Below are 22,623 nucleotides of genomic sequence, written 5' to 3' on the forward strand. Positions count from 1 at the left end.
CGTCCGGAGGAACGGTTCCAGCCTGGCCGGCCCTCCGACCGGCGGTCCGGAGATGTGCTGGACGCCTGCGGAGCAGGCAGGGGACGCGACCCCGTACGGCGTGCAGCACCTGCTGTCGAGGGCCAGGTGGGATGCCGACGCGGTACGTGACGACATCCGCGGCTTTGCCATCGAGCGTCTGCGCCACGAGGACGGCCGGACGCACACCTTTGCCTTCGGCCGTCAACTCGACGTCCGCACGATCCGCTCGGCCGACTTCGAGGGCGGCCAGGAGCTCACCGAGCGGGCGGTGGCCGCGTACATCGCGAAGTACGCCACCCAGGGCGCCGAGACAGCGACCGGCACCCTGGACCGGCCGATCAAGTTCCTCGCCGAGCTGGCCGGGGCCCGGATCACCGACCATGCCCGTCGCATGATCCGCACCGCCTGGGACCTCGGCGCACGCCCCGAGCCGGCAGACCTCAGGCTCCGCGCCTGGGCCCACATGCTCGGATTCCGCGGCCACTTCTCCACCAAGTCCCGCCGCTACTCCACCACCCTCGGCGCTCTCCGCGACGCCCGCGCCGACTGGCGCCGCGCCCAAGTCGCCCCGGCCGTCCCGCAGGACGACGAAACCACGCTCGTCCTCGCCCACTGGGTCTTCGCCGGAACTGGTTTCAGCAGTGGTGAGCAGTGGCCGGCCGCATCCCTCGAACCCGCCGCCGGAACGGAAGGCGCGTTACAGGAGGGCTGCCTGATGGCCAACAGCAAAGGCAGGCGGCGCCGTTTCGGGGCGATCAGACGGCTTCCGTCCGGCCGGTACCAGGCGCGCTATCCGGGGCCTGACGGCGTTATGCGCCCGGCGCCCGTCACCTTCGAGACGACGGCTGACGCGGACGACTGGCTTGCTGAAAAGCAGACAGAGGTCCGCCGAGGCGAGTGGCGTGACCCGGATGCCGGGGCTGTGAGCTTCCGTGCCTACGCCGACAAGTGGGTGGAGGAACGGGAGTTGGCGCCACTGTCTCAGGACCTCTACCGATACCTCCTCGACAAGCACCTGTTCGCCCTCGCCGAGTTGGACTTGGATGAGATCACCGCACCGCGCGTCCGCGAGTGGCGGGCCGAACGGCTGCGCCGAGTTCCTAGGCCGCTGGCTGTGGTGATTTGGCCGGATCGGCCAGTGACGGCCATTCCGGCCGCTACCGGGCCCCGGAGGACGCTGCCGGACCTGGGCGATTGCTGGGGTCGCGGTACCTGGCTGCCGTACCGCAGGGTCCTGGCGGGAGTGACCATGGAACGGCATTTGCTGGAGAGGCTGTTGGCCGGTGACGACGAGGCGTCCGCGGCTGCTCTGGCCGCCCTCCGCGGCGGCGCCACCTACCACGTGAGGCTGCGGGAAGGTGGGACGCGTCGGTGAAGCCGTCGATGATTTCGTCATCAGCCTCGTTCCGGCCGAGCAGCGAGAACGAGCCGCAAGCGCCACGGCACCTCGCGGAAACGGGCGATGTCCTCGGTCGGCGCCTCAAGTACTGCCTCGATGAAGGGTCGTGGTCGAGGTCCATCTGCGCCCCGACGGCGCGGGCAACGAACCTGTAGGTCATGACCGCGCTCGCTCAGGGAGCCGACTGCTTCCTGGCTGACCTGCGGCACCTCGCTACGAGTGACGACCCTCATACGGTCAACTATCCCTGGAGTGTCTTGCCTCCAGTACATACGTCGGGTGAGGCGGCCAAGGAGAACAAGGAAGCGCCCCTGCCTGCGCTTTAGGTCTTCGCCGCGTGCTGTCGACGATAGGGGCCCCTCGATAGGCATCGAGGGGCCCCTATGTCATCCGAGGGCTGGGTCACTGCTCTGATCGATCGGGGCTGTTCGCTCGCGTTGCTGTCAACCCGTGATGTCAGCTGATCTTGCGCCCAGCTGGGTCAGGGCTTGGAAAGCGTGACCTCCGACTCCTGCTGTCCCGTGTCGACAGTCACCGGGTAGTCCCGGTCATCTGCTCGGGCCCTGCTGCGCATCGTCGCGGTGCCAGGCTGGAACGAGGTGCCAGGTTCCTGGCTGGTCAGCCTGACAGACCACGGGACGGGAGCGCCCGGGGTGCAGGCCACGGTTGTCTCATAGGACGCGCCCGGCGTCCCCTTCTTCTGGATCTGGAAGACCTGGCCGACGAGCGAGACGCTCGCAGGCTTGTTGCACGTCACGGTGCCACCGACGGTGATCTGGCCATCTGGGACGTCCACCGTGCCCGCGGAGTCGACGTTCATCCCCATGGCGAGTTCGACCGGAGGTTCGGGCATGACCGCGTGAACCGCACCGCGCAGAGGCACTGTCGATCCATTGCAGTACTGCTCGAAGGTGGCATCGAGTTCGCGGACGTAGCCGTAGGGGCCGAAGGCGATGTGCTCGATGGTGAAGGAGCCGGAGTTGGTGTTGCACCCCTTCTCGGTCCCGTTGTCGATTCCGCCGAACGTGAGTTCAGGATCCTCTGGCTGGGCGTAGGGCCATTGCTTCGCCCCGCTGTACGTGGTGCCTTCAGCCAGCTTCTGACCGTCGGGGGCGGCGACGATGAGACGCCAGAGCGTGCCCTGGTCCGAATCTATTGCGACGGTGAGGCCGTTCTGGTCCGTGCCGCCCTGGACGTCGAACATCTGGACTGCTCCAGCCGAGTACTCATACGGCTGACCGCCTGAGATGGGCTCACCGGCGTCGCCGCTGAAGCTCAGCGTTCCCGACGTCGCGCTGTAGGCCTGTGCAGTGCCCGCCAGCGGTGCGGCTATGAGTGCGACTGCCATTGCTGCGACAACGCCCACTGACCGGGTCAGGATGCGTCTCGGCATGGTGCTTCTCGTCAAGGTTCCCCCCAAGGGAATATTTCGATCTTGCCGAATCAGGCATCCGACATATGCGCTATTGAGGGCCAAATCGGATGAAAAGCAACTTTTAGGGGGCCGGCGAACCCCCACTGTAGAAGCGCAAGATCTTTCGCAAGCGTCACAGTGGCCTCAGAAGTCGCGCTGGCCACAAGTCCGCATGCCGTCTTGCCGGTTGCTTTGCCTTCGCCGCTCAACTCACCACTCTCCCCAGCTCCCATCCCGTCCGCCGTCGACCCACACACCGTGGAGCGGGCGTGGTTCATGTCGTCCAGGTGGAGCGCGCCACTGTACGAACGACCTGGACGCCATGGGCCGCGTCTGCTCGGCTCTGCCTGGGTCGATGGCGGACGGGATGGGAGCCCACAGCGTTCACCTCGAACCGGCCGGCACTCGCGTACGGCGCCCCCTCCATCCCAGAGTCCGAGCGCCCCCGCCGGAGGCATGTCTTTGGCCCGCGGATGACGTTCTCGCTTCCGCCCGCATGCACGCAGTTCATCGCCCCGTACAACCCGGCCTGCTCGGTTGACGACTGCCTGTTGATGGTCTCGGAGTTGGTGACCAACGCCATCGCCTACGGTCGGTCGGAAGACCCGTGGCACGTCCGGGTGGAGTGGTTCCGCGAGGGGACCTCGCTCCGTGTCGAGGTACACAACCCAGGGTTTCCGGCGAATGTGAGGCTGCGGCATCCCGACGCCGCCGACGCGCATGGTCGTGGGCTGCTCCTCGTCGACGCCATCGCCGAGTCGTGGCACTCCGGGCCCAGTCGGTGCGGTGGGACGGTCGTTTCCTTCGTGATGGCCGATGCCTGGCCTGTCTGAGACAGGTGTGGCGCCGCAGTATTGCGTAATGGCCTTTATCGCCGGGACATCGACCCCGACGATCTGGTGATCCGCGTCCGCGTCGCCGAGCCGGAGCCGGCCAACGGCAAGCGCGCCCCCGGTGAGGCTGAGTCCGACGCGGGCGTCCGCGTCGTAGTCCTCCCGGCCTTCCTCCGCAAGGCGGTGAAGCACAATCTCGTTTGGTTCGCAGAGAAGGCTCGGCGGCCGGGGCTTCGGCGGTGAGAAAAGGAGCTCCACTCGTCACACTGGACATACGCTCTCGACCCGTTCTGGCGCGACCCTCAAAGGCGCGATGGTGCGGGCGGGCTATTACTCGGAGAAGGCTGCGGGCCGCGCTGATCTACCAGAAATCCGACGACGAGCGGCGGCGCGGCGTAGCGGCCGGGCTCGACGACATGCTCCGTTCCGAGCGTGTGAAGCAGGCAAAGAACAGTCGTGTGCACCACAAGGAGAAGCCCACCGGAAGCCGGCCAAATCTTTATGGTGCGGTCGTGATGTGCGCCCCACCCAGTGGTCAGACAACAAACAACCCCCGGGTCACTGACCAGGGGGCTTTATATGGAGCGGGTGACGAGAATCGAACTCGCGCTCTCAGCTTGGGAAGCGACGGCGCTTGGGCGGCCGTATGGCCGTTGACCTGCGCGGATTAATCGTGCTGGGGCCGTTGCGCGGGACTGATCACACCGCTGTTGACCGTGGCTGTCCGTTCTTACGGGCACGGATGGGGCACGATTCCGGCTTGAGCGACCGGCACGCGCCCACGTGATCAGCTGTCACCGGGAAGGGAGCTGTCGGGCGCTTCGTGCTCGGCACGGCTCCGGTACTCGGCGTTGATGCGCTGAGCTTCCTCGAGCTGGTCCTCAAGGATGACGATGCGGCATGCAGCCTCGATCGGGGTGCCCCTGTCGACGAGCTCGCGGGCGCGCGAGGCGATCCGTAGTTGGTAGCGGGAGTACCGGCGGTGTCCGCCCTCCGAGCGAAGCGGAGTGATCAGACGGGCCTCACCGATGGCTCGGAGGAAAGCCGGGGTGGTTCCGAGCATTTCGGCGGCCCGCCCCATGGTGTATGCGGGGTAGTCGTCGTCGTCCAGACGATCACTGAGGGGGATATCTGCTGTCATGTCACCTCGTTGCGCAACGCGTCGAGGGGCCCTGGTGCCGTACGGCACCAGGGCCCCGAAGGAAATTCAACACCATCTGTCGGCCCTATTGCTGTGCCGACCTTCTGTTCCCGCTACCAGCCCTGCAGAAGGGGGGTGCGGGGATCGAGGCTGCGTGACCGGGGACCACCTTCCAATCCGGGGTCTTGCGGTACCCGGCCGAGTGCTTCCCGGGCCGGGCGATCCTGATGGCGTCTGTGTCCTCCGTCCTTCCTCTGAACCAACCGCTTGGTGAACTGATACTGCGGTACTGCTGTCGGCGGCCCCTCGACCTGCGGGCCGCCCAGTGTGGCCCTCAGCCCCGTCACCGTTCTACGAGCCTTGGCTTCGGGACTCCAGAGCCGCACTGGCCTGCGAACTTCATGTACTGCAACCCGCCAGTTCGTGTCTGCCGGGTTTCGCTTGACCGGTGTCAACGAGAAAAAGGCTAACCGTGCCAGGGCTCAATGTCTACTCTGGCAAGAGTAGATTTCAGCTCTTTGGGGGAACATATAGCCTGTGACCTGCAACAACGGGTGACGCAGGCCGTTGTGGTCGGCGGTCCAGTCGCGGAGAACGGGCGTCGAGACGGCCGTGAGGGCCCTGCCGACACATGTCGGCAGGGCCCTCACGGGGATCCTGATGGCGGTTTGCCGCCCGGCCTCACGCGTCCATGGAGGCGGCGCCGAGCAGTGTCGACGCGGTCTGGAGCGGAGTCGGGACACGCACCGGCGCGGCGTCGGGGCGGGCATGGCAGGTGAAGCCGAGGCGGGTCATGGCCCGGATGACTTCGCCGCCGGAGAAGTCGCGGCGGTCCTGTCGGGTGACGACCTGGCCTACCTGCTTGACGGGGTAGCGGCGGCGGCCGATGGTCACGGACTCACCCGTGACGATCTCGGGCGTGACGCCCCTCATCGAGGCCAGCACTCCGCTCTTGGTCAGGTCGAACGGGTACCGGGCGATGACACAGCGCATGATGCCCTCACAGAGAGAAGGAGAACGGGCTGACCGGGGTGAGGCGGATCAGCGGGAGAGGGCGAGGACACCCGGGGCCCGCCCGTGTTCCCCGACGGCGACGGGCCGAGGAGCGGGCGAGGTGAACGGCCCGTCGAGGACGTCCCGTAGACGGAGTCGGTCCGTGTACGTGGAACTGCGGCGGTGAACGGCGAGTTCGGCCCTGGTGATCGAGCCCGTGCACTCGTCGTCCCCGTCGCACAGGACGAGGTACTCGACATCGGCACTGGCCATGACGGCCAGGGCGACCTCGACGGTCATGTCGTCCCGGACCCGGGGCCCGGCCGCGTCCATGTCGTCGACTGCGCTCCTGGGGGAGGGAACCGTTCGTTGCCGCCGCCTCTGTACCGGTGTCAAAGCTGTCTCCTCGGGGATGCGTGAGCTTCTGATCGATGCCTCTAGGCAGCCGGGTCGAAGGCGGGCCGCTGCGTCCTGCCCCGCCCCGCTCGTCCGGTGGCGCGCCCCTGGGCGGGGCGGGCGCGGCGGCCTCGGGGCGAGGAAGCCGCGGACGACCCGGCGCGGCGGGGGCGTTCCGCAACGGGGGCGGTGATGACGACGGGAATTCCGGAAGGGGCCTGGGCCCCGGTGATGCGACTCAGTTCCTCCTCACCCGAACGTACCGGGGTGATCCGAGGGGTGATGGCGGCCGAAGCCATCAGTCGGCTCATGCCGCGGCGCTGGCCGGGGGTGACGAGGGTGACGACGCTGCCGGACTCGCCGGCGCGGGCGGTGCGGCCGCCGCGGTGCAGATAGTCCTTGTGGTCGGTGGGCGGATCGACGTTGACGACCAGGTCGAGATTGTCGACGTGGATGCCGCGGGCGGCGACGTTCGTCGCCACCAGTACCGTCACATGTCCGGTCTTGAACTGGGCGAGGGTCCGGGTGCGCTGGGGCTGGGACTTGCCGCCGTGCAGGGCCGCAGCGCGGATGCCGCTGTTCAGCAGGTGCTCGGTGAGCCGGTCCACGGCGTGCTTGGTGTCCAGGAACATGATCACCCGGCCGTCTCGTGCCGCGATCTCGGTGGTCGTCCGGTGCTTGTCCGCCTCGTGCACGTGGAGTACGTGGTGCTCCATCGTGGTGACCGCTCCCGCGGAGGGGTCGACGGAGTGGACCACCGGGTCGATCAGGTAGCGGCGGACGAGCAGGTCGACGTTTCGGTCCAGGGTGGCGGAGAAGAGCATCCGCTGTCCTTCGGGCCGCACCTGATCGAGCAGGGCGGTGACCTGCGGCATGAAGCCCATGTCGGCCATCTGGTCGGCCTCGTCGAGGACGGTGATGGCGACGTCGTCCAGCCGGCAGTCGCCACGGCCGATGAGGTCCTTGAGCCGACCCGGCGTCGCGACGACGACCTCTGCCCCGGCCCGCAGCGCCCCGGCCTGCCTGCCGATGGACACCCCGCCGACCACGGTCGCCAGCCGCAGCCGCACGGAGCGGGCGTACGGGGTGAGCGCGTCGGTCACTTGCTGGGCCAGCTCGCGCGTGGGGACGAGGACCAAGGCAAGCGGCTGCCGTGATTCCGCGCGCCGCCCCGCTGTACGGGCCAGCATCGCAAGACCGAAAGCGAGGGTCTTGCCCGATCCGGTACGGCCGCGGCCGAGCACGTCACGTCCGGCGAGGGAGTTCGGCAGGGTCGCTCCCTGGATGGGGAACGGTACGGTCACGCCCTCGTGCCCGAGCGCGGCCAGCAACGGCGCCGGCAGGGCGAGGTCGGCGAACGACTCGACGGCGGGCAGTGCGGGCGTGATCGTCTTCGGCAGCGCGAACTCGCCCTGGCGCGCGGCCGGCCGACGTTCGTAGCCGTTGGAACGCCGCGCCGCTCCCGAGCGCTGGGCGGCAGCCCCCCGGGAGCGGTCGTAGGTGCGGGTTGTGCGGGTCGTGAGTGCGGTGCGTGCGCGGTTCAAGCGGAACCTTTCCTCGATGTGAGCACGTGGGCACGTAGCAAGGAGATTCCGCAGCAAAATGAATGGCGCAGAGAATCGCGAGAACGGGCCGGAGGTGATGGGCGCCGATTCGGATCGACGCGGTAATGCGTCACCGTTCGGTGATGCGGTGAGGCATTCCCGTTATGCGCCCTGAAATGCAGCGAGCTGGGGCCCGCACCCCAAGGTGCGGGCCCCAGCTGCGAAGTATGCGTTGCTGCCGGGGTCAGGCAGGAACGATGTTCTCGGCCGTCGGGCCCTTCTGGCCCTGCCCGATGTCGAACGACACCTTCTGGCCTTCCTGCAGCTCGCGGAAGCCCTGGGTGGCGATGTTCGAGTAGTGGGCGAAGACGTCGGCGCCGCCGCCGTCCTGCTCGATGAAGCCGAAGCCCTTTTCCGCGTTGAACCACTTCACGGTGCCAGTAGCCATGTCATTTCTCCTTCGGAGACGATGTGCGGAATTCGCCCTGTGCGGATTCCGCGTCGCCGTGCTGATTAACCCGTCGGAAAATGAACCTTCTGGCAACCACACCTGCAACTGAGATCAACATTAGCATGCCGCGATCGGCCCTGCGCGGGAAAATAATTCCGCCAGGGTCTGTGATCGAGGAATACTCGCAGTGTGCCGCACCTATTTCTCACTTCACGGATACAGATATTGATCCGCGCGGATGCAGTGTTCCTGCCGAGCGCTTCCGGCCACAGCGCCATGACCTCCGTCGATGAGCCATGCGCCGCTGCCATCGTCATCAGCGGATGGTGCAACGGGTACCCCGCCGAGACCCCACTACCGCGATGAAGGTCACATCGGCCAGAAGGGTACGACGCCGACGGCCGCAGCCACGGCGGTTCCCGTGAGCACCCCGCGTCGTCAACCGGACGGGTGGCCGGTTCGTCGGTCAGGTGCTTTCGCCCGGCTGCCGGCCGCGTTCCGCCCGTACGGCGACGACATCGTGCCGCGCCTGCCGCTACGAGAATCGCTGTGTCTCGCTCAGCCTCACCACCGGTGAGCACTGACCGCGGGTGGCGCGCAGGCGATGCCGGCGAGGGACGGTATGCAACCGCTCTTAGCCGGCGCGTGCGGCGGTCCAGGTGATGTGCGGGGGCTCGACGCGTCCGCACAGGGGCCCGCCCTGCCCGTCGGTCAGGCCGAGTCGTCCGACCAGCAGCCCGTCGCGTGCGGCGGCGGCGAGTACGTGGGCGGAGATGACGTCGAGCATGAGCTTGGCGCGGCGGAACATAGTGAAGGTGCCCGACTCGTCGACCGTGCCCCACGACAGGTAGATGAACCGTCGGCCCAGACGGTCCTGCACGTAGGGCCCTTTGACCTTGGTGCCGGTCGGCGAGGAACTCGTGGTGCACTCCAGGGTCCATGTCGCCGACGGTGCGTCGCCGGGCTGCGGCTCCAGGAGTTCGGCCGGACGGTCGCGGCGTTGCACGGCGATGTGGATGTTCCCGTAGGCGGGCACTTTGCCGTCGACGGAGGCGGGGCGGGTGAGCCCGGGCAGGTCGACGGCGTCGATGCGGATGCGCATGGCGGCCATCATCCCGTCATCGTCCGCGCAGAGGTCAGCCGACCGAAGACATGACCCAGGGCTTCGTCCGTCGTGACGTCAGGGATCGGACGGCCGATGACGACGCCGAGTTCCCCGTCCGAGTCGGCCCGGGTCCTGGGCACCACGGGCTACGCGGCGACGGATGCGGGGATCCTCCGCCACGACCACGCGGCCTGAACTCTGCACCGTCGACGGTGAGTTGCATACGCGTCACAGCCGGCGAACGCCAGCCCTCCGGATGTACTGGTTCTGTCACGCGACAGCCATCAGGTGGTCTCACCAGTAACCACATGCAGCACTGCTTGATGTTCTCTGACAGCACCGGAGCGGACCACACCCCCATGAACCATGAAGACAGGAGCACCTCGTGGCAACGGAGACACCCCGACGAAACGCCCTGATGGCCTGTGCGGCCCTGGTCGTCGGTGCCCTCACCCTCACGGCCTGCGGTGGCAGCGCAACAGCGGACGGCTCCAGCCGGCAGTCGAAGGCGCAACTGGCCCGGACCGCCGACTCGGTCACCACGAAGACCGCTCAGGCGGGGACTGCCTCTACCACGGCGGCCGGTCTCGACTACGTCGCGTTGGGCAGTTCGTTCGCCGCGGGCCCGAGCATTCCGCCGCTGCAGTCGAGTAGCGGGGCGGCGGCGTGCAGCCGGTCGGCCAACAACTACGCCAGCATCGTGGCCCGCGACACCGGGGCGAACCTGACGGACGTCACCTGCAGCGGTGCCACGACGGCGAACATCCTCACCACCAACCAGGGTTCGCAGCCGCCGCAGATCAACGCCGTGAACAGCGGGACCGACCTGGTCACCATCACCATCGGCGGCAACGACGTCAACTACCTGGGGAGCATGGTCACGTACTCCTGCCAGAACAGCGGCGGCACGAACTGCGGCACCGTGGACCAGGCCCCGATCAACACCGCCCTCGGTGTGGTGGGCCAGCGGATCGAGAACGTCGTGAACGCCGTCCACGCCAGGGCCCCGCAGGCACGTGTCCTCCTGGTGAGCTACTCCACCCTCCTGCCCGACACCGGTGGTTGCGCCGGTGTACCGCTCACCGCCGATCAGCGAGTGTTCGAGCGCACCGTCGCCCAACGCCTGGCGCAGGCGACCATCACCGCGGCGAACGACACCGGGGCGACCCTGGTCCGCCTCGCCACCGCCAGCCACGGTCACGACGCCTGCGCGGCCGACCCGTGGGTGGAGAAGTACAAGCCGGCCTCGGGACGGACCACGTACCACCCGAACGAGGCCGGCATGAAGGCCGCGGCCTCCTTGGTGGAGTCCGCGTTGGGGTGAGGCCCGGGCGCCAGGTACCGACACTCTGCGCCCGGGCTTCAGCCGGTGCGCGAGCGAGGGCGGCACCTGCACTTTCACCGGCACCCGCGCGGTGGCCTACGGCGCCGGAACGTACACCTACGAGACGGCGACCGGCAGCACCGGCGCCTCCTTCGGTGGCGCCCCGGCGGCCGACATCATGAAGTCCTGCTCCGTCGCGCCCCTCGGCAACCCGGCCGGCGGCTGGGCCAAGTTCACTTCCCAGAACGGCACTTGTTCGACCGTCGCTGGCATGCCCAAGAGGGTCGCGCAGGACTGGAAAACCATGGAGGGGCTGGTCCAGAGGGACGTGGATGCCCGCATGGGCGTCAGCATCGGTCGCGCGGCAGGCTGAGGGCTCTCTACGTCATCTTGCATTGCTCGGGCGTGAAACCACAGGTCAGCAGTGTGCGCCGCTATGGGGGGCAGCCCCGGCATGGTCTCGACCAGCGTTTGTGCCCTCCACGTGCCCAATCTTCGAGCGCACGCTGTGGTGAAAAACGCCGGAAAACCAGTGAAAAAACGCAAACCCCAGGCCGCTGACCTGGGGTTTCGCATGGAGCGGGTGACGAGAATCGAACTCGCGCTCTCAGCTTGGGAAGCTGCGGTTGTTTGACGCCCGCTTGGTCGCTGACCTGGACGAACGCCCAAGGGGCAGCCTCCTTAAGCCGGGCTGCTTTCACCGTGATTCCCCGCTGTTCCCCGCTCGATCTGGTGCGCTTGTGGTGTGGCCGTGGTGGGTGCCCATAGGCACAACTTTCTGATCCGTAGCTCTATGTGGATCGGCCATTGACGGTCGTATCGGGTGCACCTCGGTCAGGCGTGGCTCCCGTCGGACGGGACTGGTCGTTGCGGTTGCTGTACTTCATTGCTGTACCGCGGCGACGAACCGAGTTACATCGTGCTGTCTGACTCGAGTGCTGGCTCTCGCCGCCTTGGACTCGGAGGGGTGTGGATCACCTGGTGAGCGGCGCTGAAGAACTTTGTGCGTGCTGCATCGGCGCGGTCTTGCAGCTCGTGCAGTTCCTCGAAGGCTGCCTCATCCAAGGGGAAGCGGACTCGACGAACCGTTTGGACTGCCATCTCCGCAGTGTCGGCGAGGGTGACACACGCGACATGAACGATGTTGGGGCCCAGCAGTTGCACCCGTTCAAGGTGCTTTCTGAGGTCCTCTTTGATCTGGAGAGACTCGTTCCAGATGCTCTCTTCCGTCGCCTCGATCAGGTCTCCCTGGTATGTGGCCTCTTGGTGAGTCCAGTACTCCCCGTACGGGGGTAGATCGATGAGCTTCGAGACGCTCACGTCCCAGGCAGCGAGAAGCGCCGTATAGGCCTCCAGCCGTTGTCCGCGGAGCCATTGCTTGTGCTCCACTACCGCCTCGTCCCGAACCTGCCAACGCCCGATGTAGACGCCAACCAACCCCCCACCTACGACACCTATCAAGGCCGCGACCACGGTCGCCTGCTCGGCAGTCATGCCTGAAGTGTGCCGGGTGCTGGCCCTTAGCCGTGTGCTCTCGGCAGGATTCGAACCTGCAACACCCGCTTTAGGAGTTCGATCCGAGCGCTGCCCGCAGCGCCTCTGCTCGATCGGCGGGTACGTGCCGAGCCGTGCATGGGTACCTACGTCCGATGCCGTTGATGTCACCTGTGGATGTCAGCCCGACCAGAATCATCTTGGTGTCGGCGCAGGATCAAAGCCCTTCCGGGATCAAACCCCGTCATACAGGCTGGTCATCGACTGATCGCGCGGTACCGTGATAGGTCGGTCATCGTGCGTAAGGAGGAGGGGGACGGTGCCGCAGCCCAACAACCGCAGTAAGGCCATCCGCCCGGCCGCATACACGGCACTGGTCGAGGCGCTGACCACGATTTACTGGAACAAAGGCCCTTTTGAGCTCTACGTCCGAGCAATGCTGAAGGACCACAGTGAGCTCCTGTCACAGCTGAGCTTCCCGTCGTCCACCAAGCGGGAAGTGTCCGGCCAGTTGGTCAACCTGCTGCAAGCCAATGAGGCCCGGTACCTCGACCTGACGGTCGCACTCATGCTCGACATCGCCGACATGGAGACCTTCCCTAACCTGACTTCCCAGCAAGATGGGGAAGAGAAAATAGCCAAAGCGACTGCGGCTGTAGCGGAGTTGAGGCGTTGGACTGCCAAGCAGCGTGAGGTCATCGCGGAGCATGAGGCACACGCGGTTGCCATCGCGGAGAGCGCCAAGCAGGCCCAGGACGGCCGAGCGTTTGCCCAGGCTCATGAGGAGCTGAAACAACGGTTCATCGTGATGCACTCGGCTACCAACCCGCAGCAGCGGGGGAGAGACTTCGAGGGCTTCATCAATGAGCTGTTCGCCCTGTATGACCTGGAACCGCGGGCAGCATACAGCTTGGACCACGAGCAGATCGACGGTGCGTTCTCTTTCGACACTGACCACTACGTCCTCGAAGCCAAGTGGTGGAAAGCGGCCATCGGTCGCCGGGAGCTGGACGTCTTCAAGAGCAACATCGAGCGGAAGGGAAAGAACACCCTCGGCCTATACATCAGCATGAGCAACTTCACCTCGGACGCCCTGGCGGTCTACAGCCTCAGCACGCCGTTCATCACGATGGATGGGGGCGACTTTATGGCTGTGCTCGACCAACGCATCCGCCTGGACGAGCTGATGCGCCGCAAGAAGCGGCACGCGAGCGAGACAGGGCACTGCTTCCTACCCGTCTCCAAGATCTTCTTCGAGTCGGACTGAGCACTCTGCATCTTGCCGGGTCGGACGGCATCAAGAGCAGACGGCAGGACTGCCCGCCATCCGCCTATTGTCCGTCCGCCGGCGATCACAGTCGTTGCCCCAGACCAGCCCCCGGGGGCTTATCTGTGCCTCAGCCGACGACGGTCAGCCACGAGGGCGCCAACCGATCATGAATGCGTATGCCTCGCTGCCCCCCATCGGACTCAGCCACGCGTTGGGCTAACTCCTAGAGAGGCACACGACGGCCAGCACGTGGCCCCGACACCTGCGCCGTCGGCTTTGATCTTGGGGCTCGGCGGAAGTGGAAGACGTATACCTCCGAGGTCACCCAACACTATCTTCCGTTACTCATGTGGGGTGACCCTGTGCAGGTGCCAGCCTCAGCTTGGCCGATGTCCAGCGGGACCGAAGATTCGATCCACCACTGCGAGTGCGGCTTCCCGCCGTTCCGCCTTCCTGGACCAGACTGCTGGCCCGAGGACAAGCAGAAGGAGCAGACCGACAACACCAAGCACTGCCAGAAGAGCGCTTGGGCTGCCAGTTGCTGCCGAAATGACTCCAGCGGTGATTCCTCCTCCCACTGCGCCTCCCATAGCGGGGGCGAGGGCGGTGGGGCCCGCAGGCGCTGTTCCTTCGGTCGGCCTGTTGACTGGTGTCTGGCTGGCCGCACGCTCGTAGGCGTTGATAGTGGTCTCCTGTCTGATGTTCATTTTCAATGTGTGTCGGTGGCTCTCTGATGATGCAGGGAGCTACCCCCGTCCTCCTGCGCTAATCAGGTCGAATGCTGCGGATTACCACCTTCCCCTTTCCGCTCGAGGGGCCCATTGGGGAAGGTTGAGCCAACCCGTTACGAATGTTCCGGTTGAATGGATCTTCTAGCCTGTAGTAAACGCGCCTCCCGAAGCCGTGCATTTCTTTGAGGCTGGAAGTCGTCTCCTCTCGCGACACGGCGATGATTCCCTCGGCCTCCAACTTGGCTCGCCCCCGCGTCACGGTTGCTTCGGAAATCCCGTACCACTCTGAAGTCCAGCGGTCTGGCAAAGTAAATTCAGGTTTGCGCAGACTCATTGCAATGAATAGGACCGCCTTTGCGGGAAGCGTAAGACGGTTGTGCCAGTTTGAATCCCAGTATTCATACGGAAGTTTGAAATAGACCTCGCCGAGCCGCCCATCCCTTTCAGCCAAGGGTCGCGTGTAGGGCTTCCCGGTGCCATCTTCTCTGAGTTTTTTGACATTCGCCTGCCGTCCGCTCTGGCTCCGCGTGATCAACTTATGGCTTTCGAGTTGGCGCCAGAGGCGAGAAATTTGCGCGGAAGCGCTTCGTTCGTCGTACGAGCCGTTGATGGCTCGGGCCCACGTCGTGGACCAATGAGAGGTGCTGAAGTCTTCCTTTACGGTGACGGCGTACACGAGTAGGAGAAGATCCAATGCCTTCTCTTGCCTGCTCGCCACGAGCTGAGCCATTGGTCCTGGCTTGCTGCGCGCCGCTCCATTTTTTGACCGTAGTGGCCGTTGCACGAAAGACCGCCGGATAGGTACCGCTTTCCCGAGCCTTCGGGAGGATCGAAGCAGTTCCGCAATGGTGTCTTCATGGCTGAGCCTGGGTTCGGTTCGCACGTCCCCAATGTTGGACTGCCTTGCCGGATCTCTGGTAGCTGAGTGCACGGAATGGGGCGCGACGGCGATGCGCAGTACAGCGAGTGCCGTAGGACAACTAAGTATCACTTCACATATATCACCCCTAGTTATAACGTCCTCTACGCGGGTCAACCACGCTGCATGGTGGGGCGATAGTTTTCGATCTTTAACGGCAAGACGGGCCTTTGCTGGCGGCTCGACAGCCGACAGTTGTGTACCTCATCGAGAGCGGATGCACGGGTGGGGCGGCGCTTCACAGCGCGCCGCAGGTCGGGTCGACCAGCCTCCGCGCGTGATCATGATCCGTGAGCGTTGGAGCTGCCCGACCCAGGCTCCAGAAGGTGCGTCCGCGTTCATCGTTGAGGGGGTGCGGCTGGCCCGTCCTCCACAGGCCGACAGACTGGAGGTGAAGGAGAAGAAGTCCGGTCTGGAAATCCCCGCGCGCGTCGGTTCGGTGCGGCGCGTGCTCGCCCGTCGGCGCTGGCGCGCTAAGCGACATCTGGCGGCTGACGCCTACGTCCTGTCACCGACCCCCGGCGACCTGAAGCTGCGTCGACGTGAGCGGTACCGGCAGGCGACTTCCTCCCGGGGTGCGTTGACGCGCGTCAGGACGTCGCCCGAGCGCAGCGACGAGCCCCCTGCCCGCGGAACAATCGCAGGCAGGGGCCGCAGAGAGAGCGAGTGGGCGACATTTCTTCTTGCCCTTGGTCTTGCCGGGGATCTTGGCGAGCTGGGTTTTTGCTGGTCAGGGCGGTGGGCCCGTGTGCCTGGTGGTCGTCGTCGACCGTCATTGGCCGTTGTTGAGCGACCTCGGACGGCCCAAAGACGGCCCCAGCTCTGCCGCACTCGGCTGACTGCCAGCACTGTCGATGCGTCCCGTCTGAACCTCAACCGACGACAGTCAGCCACGACGGCGGGTGCGCCGACCGACCACGCACGCGTATGCCTCGCTGTACCCCGACCGGCCTCCGCCACGCTGCCGGTGCCGTCGACCAGAGCGGGCCACGACGGCCGGCCCGTGACGAGGATGCCGGATCCCTCAGCTTGGGAAGCTCAGGTGATCCGTATGTGCCTTCCTTGCTGCCCTGCGATGGTGCTGCAACGTCGGATGGATCGCTGCCGCCTTGGTCCGCGGTATTCCCCGTTCCCCGTGGCTCCCCGTCCGATCTGGCACATCCGGCCTGGTCGGCTCAGACTCGATGCCGACCAAGTGCTTAGAAGATGCGGGCACCCTCCTGTGGCCCGTTATCACCAGCCCATGTCACTACCGTGACGGGCTGCCGGCTGCCGGCTGCCGCTGCCGTCCGCCGTCGCCGTCGCCGCTGCCGTCACTGCCGTCGACGGCAGAGCCTGGAACACGCCGATGTCAGCAGCCGCCTTTAGGGTGAGGCGCTCATTGAGACCGGTCAGACCGTTAAGGGCAGCGGTCTAAGGGGGGCGGGATCTGAAGTCCCCGGGTTCCGCCTCGGGAATGTAGTTCATGCCAGAGCACCGCCCCCTCCCCCGCATAGTTTGCTGACGAGACCGCTTCGTTCCGAAGCAGCTGCCACTCAGTTTCAGAGAGAAATCAGATCACCAAGGAGTTCGAGAATTACATCTGAGTTCAACTTTTGCTTGGTCATGGTCCACGAGTTTGAATCTGCGCGCAAAATTTCGTACCGATCGGCAATGAACTGCTCTCTTGAGAGGCCGTGCGCGCGATCCCTAGGCCCCTTGGAGTAGTAAGGAATGTACGGGCTCGCCTCGAACTGCACGATATGCCAACTCAGTCGACCCTCGGGCTCCTTTTCGCAAAGAATGTTGGCGTGCGGATCTCGGATATTCAAGGCGGCAATTTTGTGAAGGTAAACTGCGCCTGCGGAAATCAATGGCTGCGTCGACGCGCTGTCAAGTGACCATCCTTCGAATTCTAGACGGCCGCCAGGCACCAGCAGCCAGAAATTCCTCTCGTCGAAGCTTGCTCCGGCAGTCAATTCTGGAATGATGGGCCGTGCGATATTTTCTGCTTCTTCCAGCACGAGACTAAGCTCCGCGTACGCCTGCTGCTGGAAGTCTTCCCGCTGGGGGGCACTCTGGGGGACTTTTGCCTCGACCTGCAAGCGCCGAGCCTCTGCTTGCTGAGCTCGAGTGGCCAAGCGTTGCTGCGCTGGCGTCAGTGGGCCCGTCCTGGACCGGAGCGCCTCGACTACCGCCCGCGCATCGCGAGGTCTCCGTGCCGGGTCCTTTTGAAGGAGTCGGTAGATCAAGGGGGCCACTGATGTCGGTGCCTGGTCCCCCAAGTCGGCTGGAGCCTCAGTCAGGTGCTGGCGCCTGTAGTCAGAATTCTCGGGCCCTCGGAAAGGGCACTGTCCGGTGAGCACCTGGTATGCAAGTACTCCGAGTGCATACAGGTCGGACTTCACCGATGCGCTCTGAAATTCCCACAGTTCCGGTGCGACATATGGCGCGGTTCCAAAGGCGCTTAGAGTATACGTTGCTGTTTTTTGTGCCGTGTCTCGTGAAATCCCGAAGTCTGCCAGCAGCCACCGTTCGTCAACCTGTAGCACGTTATCTGCTTTCAAGTCTCGATGTAGAATTCCAAGACTGTGGAGTTCTTCCAATCCCTGCGCGACTTGGAGCAAGACGCCAATGCGGCTGCCTTCGTCGAGTGTGTCCTCTTGAATGGCCTTCGCAAGTGAGCCTTCGGCGATCGGCATAACGATCAACAGCACGTCATCGACAACAGCGTGGTCCAGCGGGACCAATACATGCTTCAGCGCTTCGGCAGCATGGCTGGCAGCGATTAGATCACCAATTTCAATCTCGCGATCTCGTCGACGCTGCGCTTCCAGGCCTGCGTCTGAAAGATTTACCTTTTTAACTGCTACGGGCGCGCCGTCTTCGTAGGACCCAGCAAAGACAACCCCGCCGCCGCCACGGCCGATGTTTTGGCGTTCATCGTACGTCCATGTCTTCCCAGTGAGGCCTACGAAGCGAGTCATGGGTTCATGATTTGCCTACTGCTGCCCCCGCTCTGGAGCCACGCCACGTGTGGCAACCCGCCTTCGATCGCATGGAGTAAAAGCTCCTACAGTAACGGCGTCGCGGCTCCGCGCTGAGGACCGCTGTAGGTGGGCATGGGGTGCGTCGACCGGTCGGCGCCACTCGATGTCCGGTTGGCCATGCGTCTCCCGTCACCTGTGGCCGTGCTAACACCCTTCAAGTGGCTGATTGCTGTGCGCGCGGCACGGGCGCCGGCCGGGCTGGAGCGGGACGCAGGCAGGAGCGCAGGCCCGGCCGGGGACCGTGCCGCGGGCGGTGAGCGGAGCGAGCCGCCTTGAACCCGTAGAGAAGGTTGTTACTCAGGCATCAGCTGGGATCTTGTCTTGTCTCGGTTGATGCTTGACGCAGTGGCCTCACTTGATGCTTGACACCGCTTGCCTCGGCTTGGCTGTGCGCCTGGATGTGGCGCATGGTGAGGGTCGGGGCCGTGCTGGTGGAGTTGAGCGTGGTCGAGCAGCGCTATCACGCGGTCAGGGACGTGATGCATGGATCACCCTCGATCCTCGACCTCTGCGATCCGCGCTCGCACTCGGGGATCTTCGGCGATATCCGTGGGCAACAGCGTCTTGGAGTCTGGCACTGCCGATACGACCTGCTCGGTCGTGAGTGTGAACGTTCCTCGCAGATCAGTGCCCCGGATATCGGCTCCCCGCAGGTTGGTCGCGTTGAATCCGGCGTGGTAGAAGTGCGCCCCGCGTAGGTCAGCGCCTCGCAGATCGGCTCCGCGCAGGTGCACGCCCTCCATCCGCGCACCGCGGAGATACGCCCCGCGCAGGTCGGCCTCCCGCAGGTAGGCGAACCGCAGCCAGACGCGATTCAGGTCTGCGCCCCTGAGGTCCGCAAGGTTCAGAAATGCCCCCTCCAAGCGGGCTCCGTACAGGTACGCGCCGCGGATCGCGGCATTACTGAGTTCGACGCCCAGTGCGTCGCCACGGCGAATGGTCCGGCTGCGCAGCACTTCGAGAGCGGCAGAGACGTCGGCGGCTGGATAGGGCGGGATCACAGCGATCTTGCCACTGGACGCATTGTGGGGCCTGCGGGCCGGCGCGTGCACACGCACGAAGGCGCACAGGATCCGGACGATGCTTGGCCGGTCGCGTGGCGAGTCCTTCATGATGCGCTGGAGGGCGAAGGCTCCGCCAATGCGCTGGTCGATGGAGTCCGCTCCGAGGTTGGTGACTGCCGCGGTGTAGCGGTCGGTAATCTGCCCCTGCTCTGCGATCCGGAGTTCCTCGCGTGTCTGGTTCACCGAAGTGAACGTGAAGATCAGCGCAAAGAGTGCGGCGAAGCCGGGCAGGAGTGTGGCGAGCACCGTGGCCATCTGGATGCGTAACAGGCGCTTCTCCGTGGGCGTGACAGGATCCGCTACCGGTTGGCTTCCACGATCCGGCAGGCCTTTCGGCGGCGCATCGGCTGCAGCATCGGGGGCACCCGGTGTGCCATCCGGCTGTGCGGCGCCTTCCGGCTCTCCGCTCGGCTCCGGTGACAAGTCGTCCGATTCTCCGTCCGTGCCTATTGGCGACGCTCCTCACCTCACCCTAACCACCGCATAATGGCCCAAACTTGCAGCACGCCGGAGCAGCGTGAGGCGATACGCCGATCTGGTGAGCTGTGGTTGTTGCGTCTCGTGTCGCTGGCTGAGGAAGCCGCATCAGCTCGCCTCGGGGATCAATCCGATCGCAAGGTGCGGTCCAAATGCGTTCTCTTGGTCATCTATGCATGCACCGCAGGGCGCGGTTCGGAGGCGGCCGCCCATCTTTGACCAGATCGGAAACCGCGGTGCACCCTGCCCCGCACCACTGCCAAGTCGTGGCCCGCTTCAAGGCCTACGGCACGAAGAACCGCACGACAGGCTAGGAACCGGAAAGCATCAAGCGACACACATCCGTCAAGCCTCATCTGAAGCTAGACAGCATCAGCTGGGATCCGACACTTCAGCTGGGATGTGCCACAGCGGTGCAACGTAGCGCTCCGGACGGCTGTTGATGAGGAGCTGGCGCAGGTCGTCGCGCTGTGACCCGTCGAAGTTCAGGACCTCTGTGAGGTGCCGGAACGTCGTGTGGGTGACTCCGCGGCTTCGGGCCTCGTCCTCGAACCGGTCGAGCTGCGAGAGCACGTTGTCGCGGTCGAGTTTCACTGCTGGCTGTTCCTTGAGCCAAGCGGCCTTGTTGCGCTCGTAGTCGATTTCCGAGTAGCCGCAGACTTCGCGACTGTGGGCCTCCACCTCATCCAGGGTGGCGGTCGACAGGATGGCGCGAGCCAGCTCATTGCGGTTCAAGGCGTCGTCCAGGTCGACTTCATGGACCGTCGGGCCATCGTCCGTGAGCGGAATGGGGAGTCCGGCGTCCCGTACTTCGCAGATACCTCGTACTCCTCGCGCCGTTGCAGCGAGCATCCCGGTGGCCTCGGACGGGTGCCATTCCAGGACGGAGCTGACCGGCTCCGTGTTTTGCGCGGTCAAGGTGAGGACGAGGGGGCCGAGCATGCTGCGTACTTCGTCGAGCGGGAGTTCACCGTCCAGGCCGGGACCGGCGACCAGGAGCCTGACGGGAGCGTTCATCCGGCAGCACGCGGCGAGCGTAAGGGCGTCGGCAAGGGGGCTCTTCAGGGTCGGTTCGTCGCCTCGCGCGAGGATGTCACCGCCCACGTCCAGGAGGTCGATCGAGGTCGGCTCCAAGTGGCCAACCAGCTCTTCGAGTTGGCGCGTGATGCCCTCGGCTCCGTGGTGCGGGTCGATCAGGGCGAAGGTGTGTGGGAGCTCTGCCGCGAGGCGGGGGAGAGTGGATCCCGCCGGAGCGATCGGGCGGGCCTCGGCCGGCACCGACCAGACCGAGGGAGTGATCGCTTCGAGGCCCGTGAAGTCGGATGGCCCTCGGGGGCCTGGCACGGGGTCGACCAAGAGGCGGTCCCACGCGTAGGTGAGGATCACCGCCTGGTCCTCGTCGCCGTACAGGGCGGCGTCAAGCATTGCGGCGGCGACTGCGTCGCCCCCTCCTCCTGCTGCGACGATCAACCGCGTCATGTGGTCAACATTACGGGTTCGGCATCTGGCCACTCACCCTATAGTGGCTAGAGGCCATAGCCACTTGGATGAGGAGGGGACATGCCTCAGATCGAAGAGGCGCAGCCGAAGTATCTCCAGATCGCTCACTACATCCGCGATCAGATCCTTCGGGGCGACCTGAGGCCGGGGGACGAGGTCCCTTCGGAGCGGCAACTGGCGGCGAACTGGAAGGTGTCCAGGCCAACGGCGGCGCGGTCGTTGGAGGCGCTGAGCCACCAGGGGCTTGTTGAGAAGAGGCAGGGTTCGGGCACGTACGTGCGGAGCCTTGAAGTCAATCGGCGAGCACGGGAGTTGTACGGGCGGGCGCGGCAGACCGGGAAGATCTACACGCCTGGTGAGTACGCGGTCATCACCTCGGCCGGTTGGATGGAGGCGCCGGATCACGTGGCTGAGGCGCTGGGCCTGCTGAAGGATCGTCGGGCAGTGCACCGCCGGCGCGTGACCAACAACCAGGACGGGCCCATCACGCTGTCCACGTCGTGGTTCGCGCCGGATGTCGGGCAACGGGCGCCCAAGCTGCTGGAGCCCGAACGCATCCAAGAGGGCACTCTGATGTACGTCGAGAACATGACGGGACGGCAGGGGAGTTACGCCGAAGACCGCATGTGCGCTCGGCAAGCGAGCGACGAGGAGAGCGCAGACCTCCAACTGGTGTCCGGATCTGCCGTGTTGATCGTGCACCACGTCGTGTTTGACCTCCAGGACCGGCCGTTGGAGTTCGCCGAAGCCACCTACCCGCCGAACCGCTGGGCGTTCGAGCAGGGCTACCCGCTCACCTGATGGACCGTCATTTCGGCGAACTGCTTGCGTCGCGCGAGTGGCTAATGCCACTATCCAGTAAGTGGCTAAGGCCACTTACGAAAGGGGGCATGGCGTGACGGGTCAGCGGCCGGCACATGGCGCGCACTTACCTTGCCGGGGATGTCGTGGGCGGGGCTGGAAGCGAGTCAGCACGCGCACGGCCCTGGCGCTCTCCACCGTCAACGACCGTGCCCGTGCCGCATCGAAACGGCGCTGCCTCGACTGTGACGGCAGCGGCAAGGAGTGAGCACGGATGGCCTACACGATCGACCGCTACCCCTCCGAGGACTCGCCGCGACTCGGTGCGATGACCTTGCACCCCGTGGCGGAGTCGGTGCCTCGGGCCCGGCGCTGGTTCCGGAAGTTCATCGCCCCGTACAACCCGGCCTGCTCGGTTGACGACTGCCTGTTGATGGTCTCGGAGTTGGTGACCAACGCCATCGCCTACGGTCGGTCGGAAGACCCGTGGCACGTCCGGGTGGAGTGGTTCCGCGAGGGGACCTCGCTCCGTGTCGAGGTACACAACCCAGGGTTTCCGGCGAATGTGAGGCTGCGGCATCCCGACGCCGCCGACGCGCATGGTCGTGGGCTGCTCCTCGTCGACGCCATCGCCGAGTCGTGGCACTCCGGGCCCAGTCGGTGCGGTGGGACGGTCGTCTCCTTCGTGATGGCCGATGCCTGGCCTGTCTGAGGCAG

Annotated in this window: 20 protein-coding genes, 1 tRNA gene and 2 pseudogenes; 8 read left to right on the forward strand and 15 right to left on the reverse strand. The window is 65.4% G+C overall.

Translation table 11 applies throughout. From position 1 onward, the window contains the following. Positions 1-58 precede the first annotated feature (58 nt). A pseudogene (locus OG254_RS26500) lies at positions 59-691 on the forward strand (replication initiator); the annotation flags it as partial. A 1,210-nt stretch (positions 692-1,901) separates the two neighbouring features. On the opposite strand, the gene OG254_RS26505 reads toward OG254_RS26500, so the two are convergent. After that, positions 1,902-2,813 carry a hypothetical protein gene (locus OG254_RS26505; RefSeq protein ID WP_405586278.1) on the reverse strand — a complete coding sequence of 304 codons (912 nt, stop codon included), beginning with the start codon at positions 2,811-2,813 and terminating at the stop codon, positions 1,902-1,904. Between the two features lie 494 nt (positions 2,814-3,307). On the opposite strand from OG254_RS26505, the gene OG254_RS26510 reads away from it, so the two are divergent. Further along, complete coding sequence (locus OG254_RS26510) at positions 3,308-3,667, forward strand: ATP-binding protein (RefSeq protein ID WP_405586281.1); 360 nt, start codon at positions 3,308-3,310, stop codon at positions 3,665-3,667. Positions 3,668-3,688: 21 nt separating this feature from the next. Next, positions 3,689-3,910, forward strand: coding sequence for a hypothetical protein (locus OG254_RS26515; RefSeq protein WP_405586284.1), 222 nt, complete (start codon positions 3,689-3,691; stop codon positions 3,908-3,910). A gap of 544 nt (positions 3,911-4,454) precedes the next feature. Here OG254_RS26515 and OG254_RS26520 read toward each other — a convergent pair. The 8 genes and pseudogenes from OG254_RS26520 to OG254_RS26555 all read right to left on the reverse strand — a co-directional run bounded on the left by OG254_RS26520 (position 4,455) and on the right by OG254_RS26555 (position 9,437). Then, entirely contained in the window at positions 4,455-4,808 is a 354-nt protein-coding gene (locus OG254_RS26520) for a MerR family transcriptional regulator (protein WP_405586286.1), read from the reverse strand. A gap of 681 nt (positions 4,809-5,489) precedes the next feature. After that, a complete protein-coding gene (locus tag OG254_RS26525; RefSeq protein ID WP_405586289.1) occupies positions 5,490-5,801 on the reverse strand; it encodes an SCO5918 family protein in 312 nt (103 codons plus the stop codon). 48 nt (positions 5,802-5,849) lie between these two features. Next, a complete protein-coding gene (locus OG254_RS26530) occupies positions 5,850-6,134 on the reverse strand; it encodes a hypothetical protein (RefSeq protein ID WP_405586291.1) in 285 nt (94 codons plus the stop codon). Between the two features lie 104 nt (positions 6,135-6,238). Further along, positions 6,239-7,741 (reverse strand): DEAD/DEAH box helicase, encoded by a 1,503-nt coding sequence (locus OG254_RS26535; RefSeq protein WP_405586294.1) that lies wholly within the window; start codon positions 7,739-7,741, stop codon positions 6,239-6,241. 244 nt (positions 7,742-7,985) lie between these two features. Beyond that, entirely contained in the window at positions 7,986-8,189 is a 204-nt protein-coding gene (locus OG254_RS26540) for a cold-shock protein (protein WP_093912074.1), read from the reverse strand. Between the two features lie 372 nt (positions 8,190-8,561). Beyond that, positions 8,562-8,630: pseudogene (locus OG254_RS26545) on the reverse strand (twin-arginine translocation signal domain-containing protein); the annotation flags it as partial. 196 nt (positions 8,631-8,826) lie between these two features. Then, on the reverse strand, positions 8,827-9,294 hold the full coding sequence (locus OG254_RS26550) for a DUF5990 family protein (RefSeq protein ID WP_405586297.1): 468 nt from the start codon (positions 9,292-9,294) through the stop codon (positions 8,827-8,829). 8 nt (positions 9,295-9,302) lie between these two features. Further along, positions 9,303-9,437 (reverse strand): fumarylacetoacetate hydrolase family protein, encoded by a 135-nt coding sequence (locus OG254_RS26555; protein ID WP_405586300.1) that lies wholly within the window; start codon positions 9,435-9,437, stop codon positions 9,303-9,305. Between the two features lie 245 nt (positions 9,438-9,682). Between OG254_RS26555 and OG254_RS26560 the strand changes: the two genes are divergently transcribed. Next, positions 9,683-10,621: an SGNH/GDSL hydrolase family protein gene (locus tag OG254_RS26560; RefSeq protein ID WP_405586303.1), complete on the forward strand. Its 939-nt coding sequence runs from the start codon at positions 9,683-9,685 to the stop codon at positions 10,619-10,621. Between the two features lie 91 nt (positions 10,622-10,712). Then, positions 10,713-10,994, forward strand: a complete 282-nt coding sequence (locus OG254_RS26565; protein WP_405586306.1) for a hypothetical protein — start codon at positions 10,713-10,715, stop codon at positions 10,992-10,994. A 202-nt stretch (positions 10,995-11,196) separates the two neighbouring features. Here the strand turns inward: OG254_RS26565 and OG254_RS26570 are convergent. Next, positions 11,197-11,262 (reverse strand) — tRNA-Ser (locus tag OG254_RS26570). 271 nt (positions 11,263-11,533) lie between these two features. Next, positions 11,534-12,115 (reverse strand): hypothetical protein, encoded by a 582-nt coding sequence (locus tag OG254_RS26575; protein ID WP_405586309.1) that lies wholly within the window; start codon positions 12,113-12,115, stop codon positions 11,534-11,536. Between the two features lie 319 nt (positions 12,116-12,434). Between OG254_RS26575 and OG254_RS26580 the strand changes: the two genes are divergently transcribed. Further along, complete coding sequence (locus tag OG254_RS26580; protein ID WP_405586312.1) at positions 12,435-13,382, forward strand: restriction endonuclease; 948 nt, start codon at positions 12,435-12,437, stop codon at positions 13,380-13,382. A 768-nt stretch (positions 13,383-14,150) separates the two neighbouring features. Here OG254_RS26580 and OG254_RS26585 read toward each other — a convergent pair. The 4 genes from OG254_RS26585 to OG254_RS26600 form a co-directional block, all read right to left on the reverse strand. Further along, positions 14,151-14,846 carry a hypothetical protein gene (locus OG254_RS26585; protein WP_405586313.1) on the reverse strand — a complete coding sequence of 232 codons (696 nt, stop codon included), beginning with the start codon at positions 14,844-14,846 and terminating at the stop codon, positions 14,151-14,153. 1,730 nt (positions 14,847-16,576) lie between these two features. Beyond that, a complete protein-coding gene (locus OG254_RS26590) occupies positions 16,577-18,001 on the reverse strand; it encodes a serine/threonine-protein kinase (protein WP_405586316.1) in 1,425 nt (474 codons plus the stop codon). A gap of 551 nt (positions 18,002-18,552) precedes the next feature. Further along, entirely contained in the window at positions 18,553-19,551 is a 999-nt protein-coding gene (locus OG254_RS26595; RefSeq protein WP_405586319.1) for a pentapeptide repeat-containing protein, read from the reverse strand. A 426-nt stretch (positions 19,552-19,977) separates the two neighbouring features. Continuing rightward, complete coding sequence (locus tag OG254_RS26600) at positions 19,978-21,084, reverse strand: DUF1152 domain-containing protein (protein WP_405586322.1); 1,107 nt, start codon at positions 21,082-21,084, stop codon at positions 19,978-19,980. 81 nt (positions 21,085-21,165) lie between these two features. On the opposite strand from OG254_RS26600, the gene OG254_RS26605 reads away from it, so the two are divergent. Next, positions 21,166-21,906 carry a GntR family transcriptional regulator gene (locus OG254_RS26605; RefSeq protein ID WP_405586324.1) on the forward strand — a complete coding sequence of 247 codons (741 nt, stop codon included), beginning with the start codon at positions 21,166-21,168 and terminating at the stop codon, positions 21,904-21,906. Positions 21,907-22,180: 274 nt separating this feature from the next. Beyond that, positions 22,181-22,618: an ATP-binding protein gene (locus tag OG254_RS26610; RefSeq protein ID WP_405586327.1), complete on the forward strand. Its 438-nt coding sequence runs from the start codon at positions 22,181-22,183 to the stop codon at positions 22,616-22,618. Positions 22,619-22,623 lie beyond the last annotated feature (5 nt).

The sequence above is a fragment of the Streptomyces sp. NBC_01092 genome (assembly GCF_045039535.1).
Taxonomy (GTDB): Bacteria; Actinomycetota; Actinomycetes; order Streptomycetales; family Streptomycetaceae; genus Streptomyces.

Bases quoted from the DNA above. Each gene is read 5' to 3' on its own strand.
- OG254_RS26505 (WP_405586278.1), bottom strand. From the start codon at position 2,813: ATGCCGAGACGCATCCTGACCCGGTCAGTGGGCGTTGTCGCAGCAATG.
- OG254_RS26510 (WP_405586281.1), top strand. From the start codon at position 3,308: ATGACGTTCTCGCTTCCGCCCGCATGCACGCAGTTCATCGCCCCGTAC.
- OG254_RS26520 (WP_405586286.1), bottom strand. From the start codon at position 4,808: ATGACAGCAGATATCCCCCTCAGTGATCGTCTGGACGACGACGACTAC.
- OG254_RS26525 (WP_405586289.1), bottom strand. From the start codon at position 5,801: ATGCGCTGTGTCATCGCCCGGTACCCGTTCGACCTGACCAAGAGCGGA.
- OG254_RS26530 (WP_405586291.1), bottom strand. From the start codon at position 6,134: ATGGACGCGGCCGGGCCCCGGGTCCGGGACGACATGACCGTCGAGGTC.
- OG254_RS26540 (WP_093912074.1), bottom strand. From the start codon at position 8,189: ATGGCTACTGGCACCGTGAAGTGGTTCAACGCGGAAAAGGGCTTCGGC.
- OG254_RS26550 (WP_405586297.1), bottom strand. From the start codon at position 9,294: ATGCGCATCCGCATCGACGCCGTCGACCTGCCCGGGCTCACCCGCCCC.
- OG254_RS26575 (WP_405586309.1), bottom strand. From the start codon at position 12,115: ATGACTGCCGAGCAGGCGACCGTGGTCGCGGCCTTGATAGGTGTCGTA.
- OG254_RS26585 (WP_405586313.1), bottom strand. From the start codon at position 14,846: ATGGCTCAGCTCGTGGCGAGCAGGCAAGAGAAGGCATTGGATCTTCTC.
- OG254_RS26590 (WP_405586316.1), bottom strand. From the start codon at position 18,001: ATGACTCGCTTCGTAGGCCTCACTGGGAAGACATGGACGTACGATGAA.
- OG254_RS26600 (WP_405586322.1), bottom strand. From the start codon at position 21,084: ATGACGCGGTTGATCGTCGCAGCAGGAGGAGGGGGCGACGCAGTCGCC.
- OG254_RS26605 (WP_405586324.1), top strand. From the start codon at position 21,166: ATGCCTCAGATCGAAGAGGCGCAGCCGAAGTATCTCCAGATCGCTCAC.
- OG254_RS26610 (WP_405586327.1), top strand. From the start codon at position 22,181: ATGGCCTACACGATCGACCGCTACCCCTCCGAGGACTCGCCGCGACTC.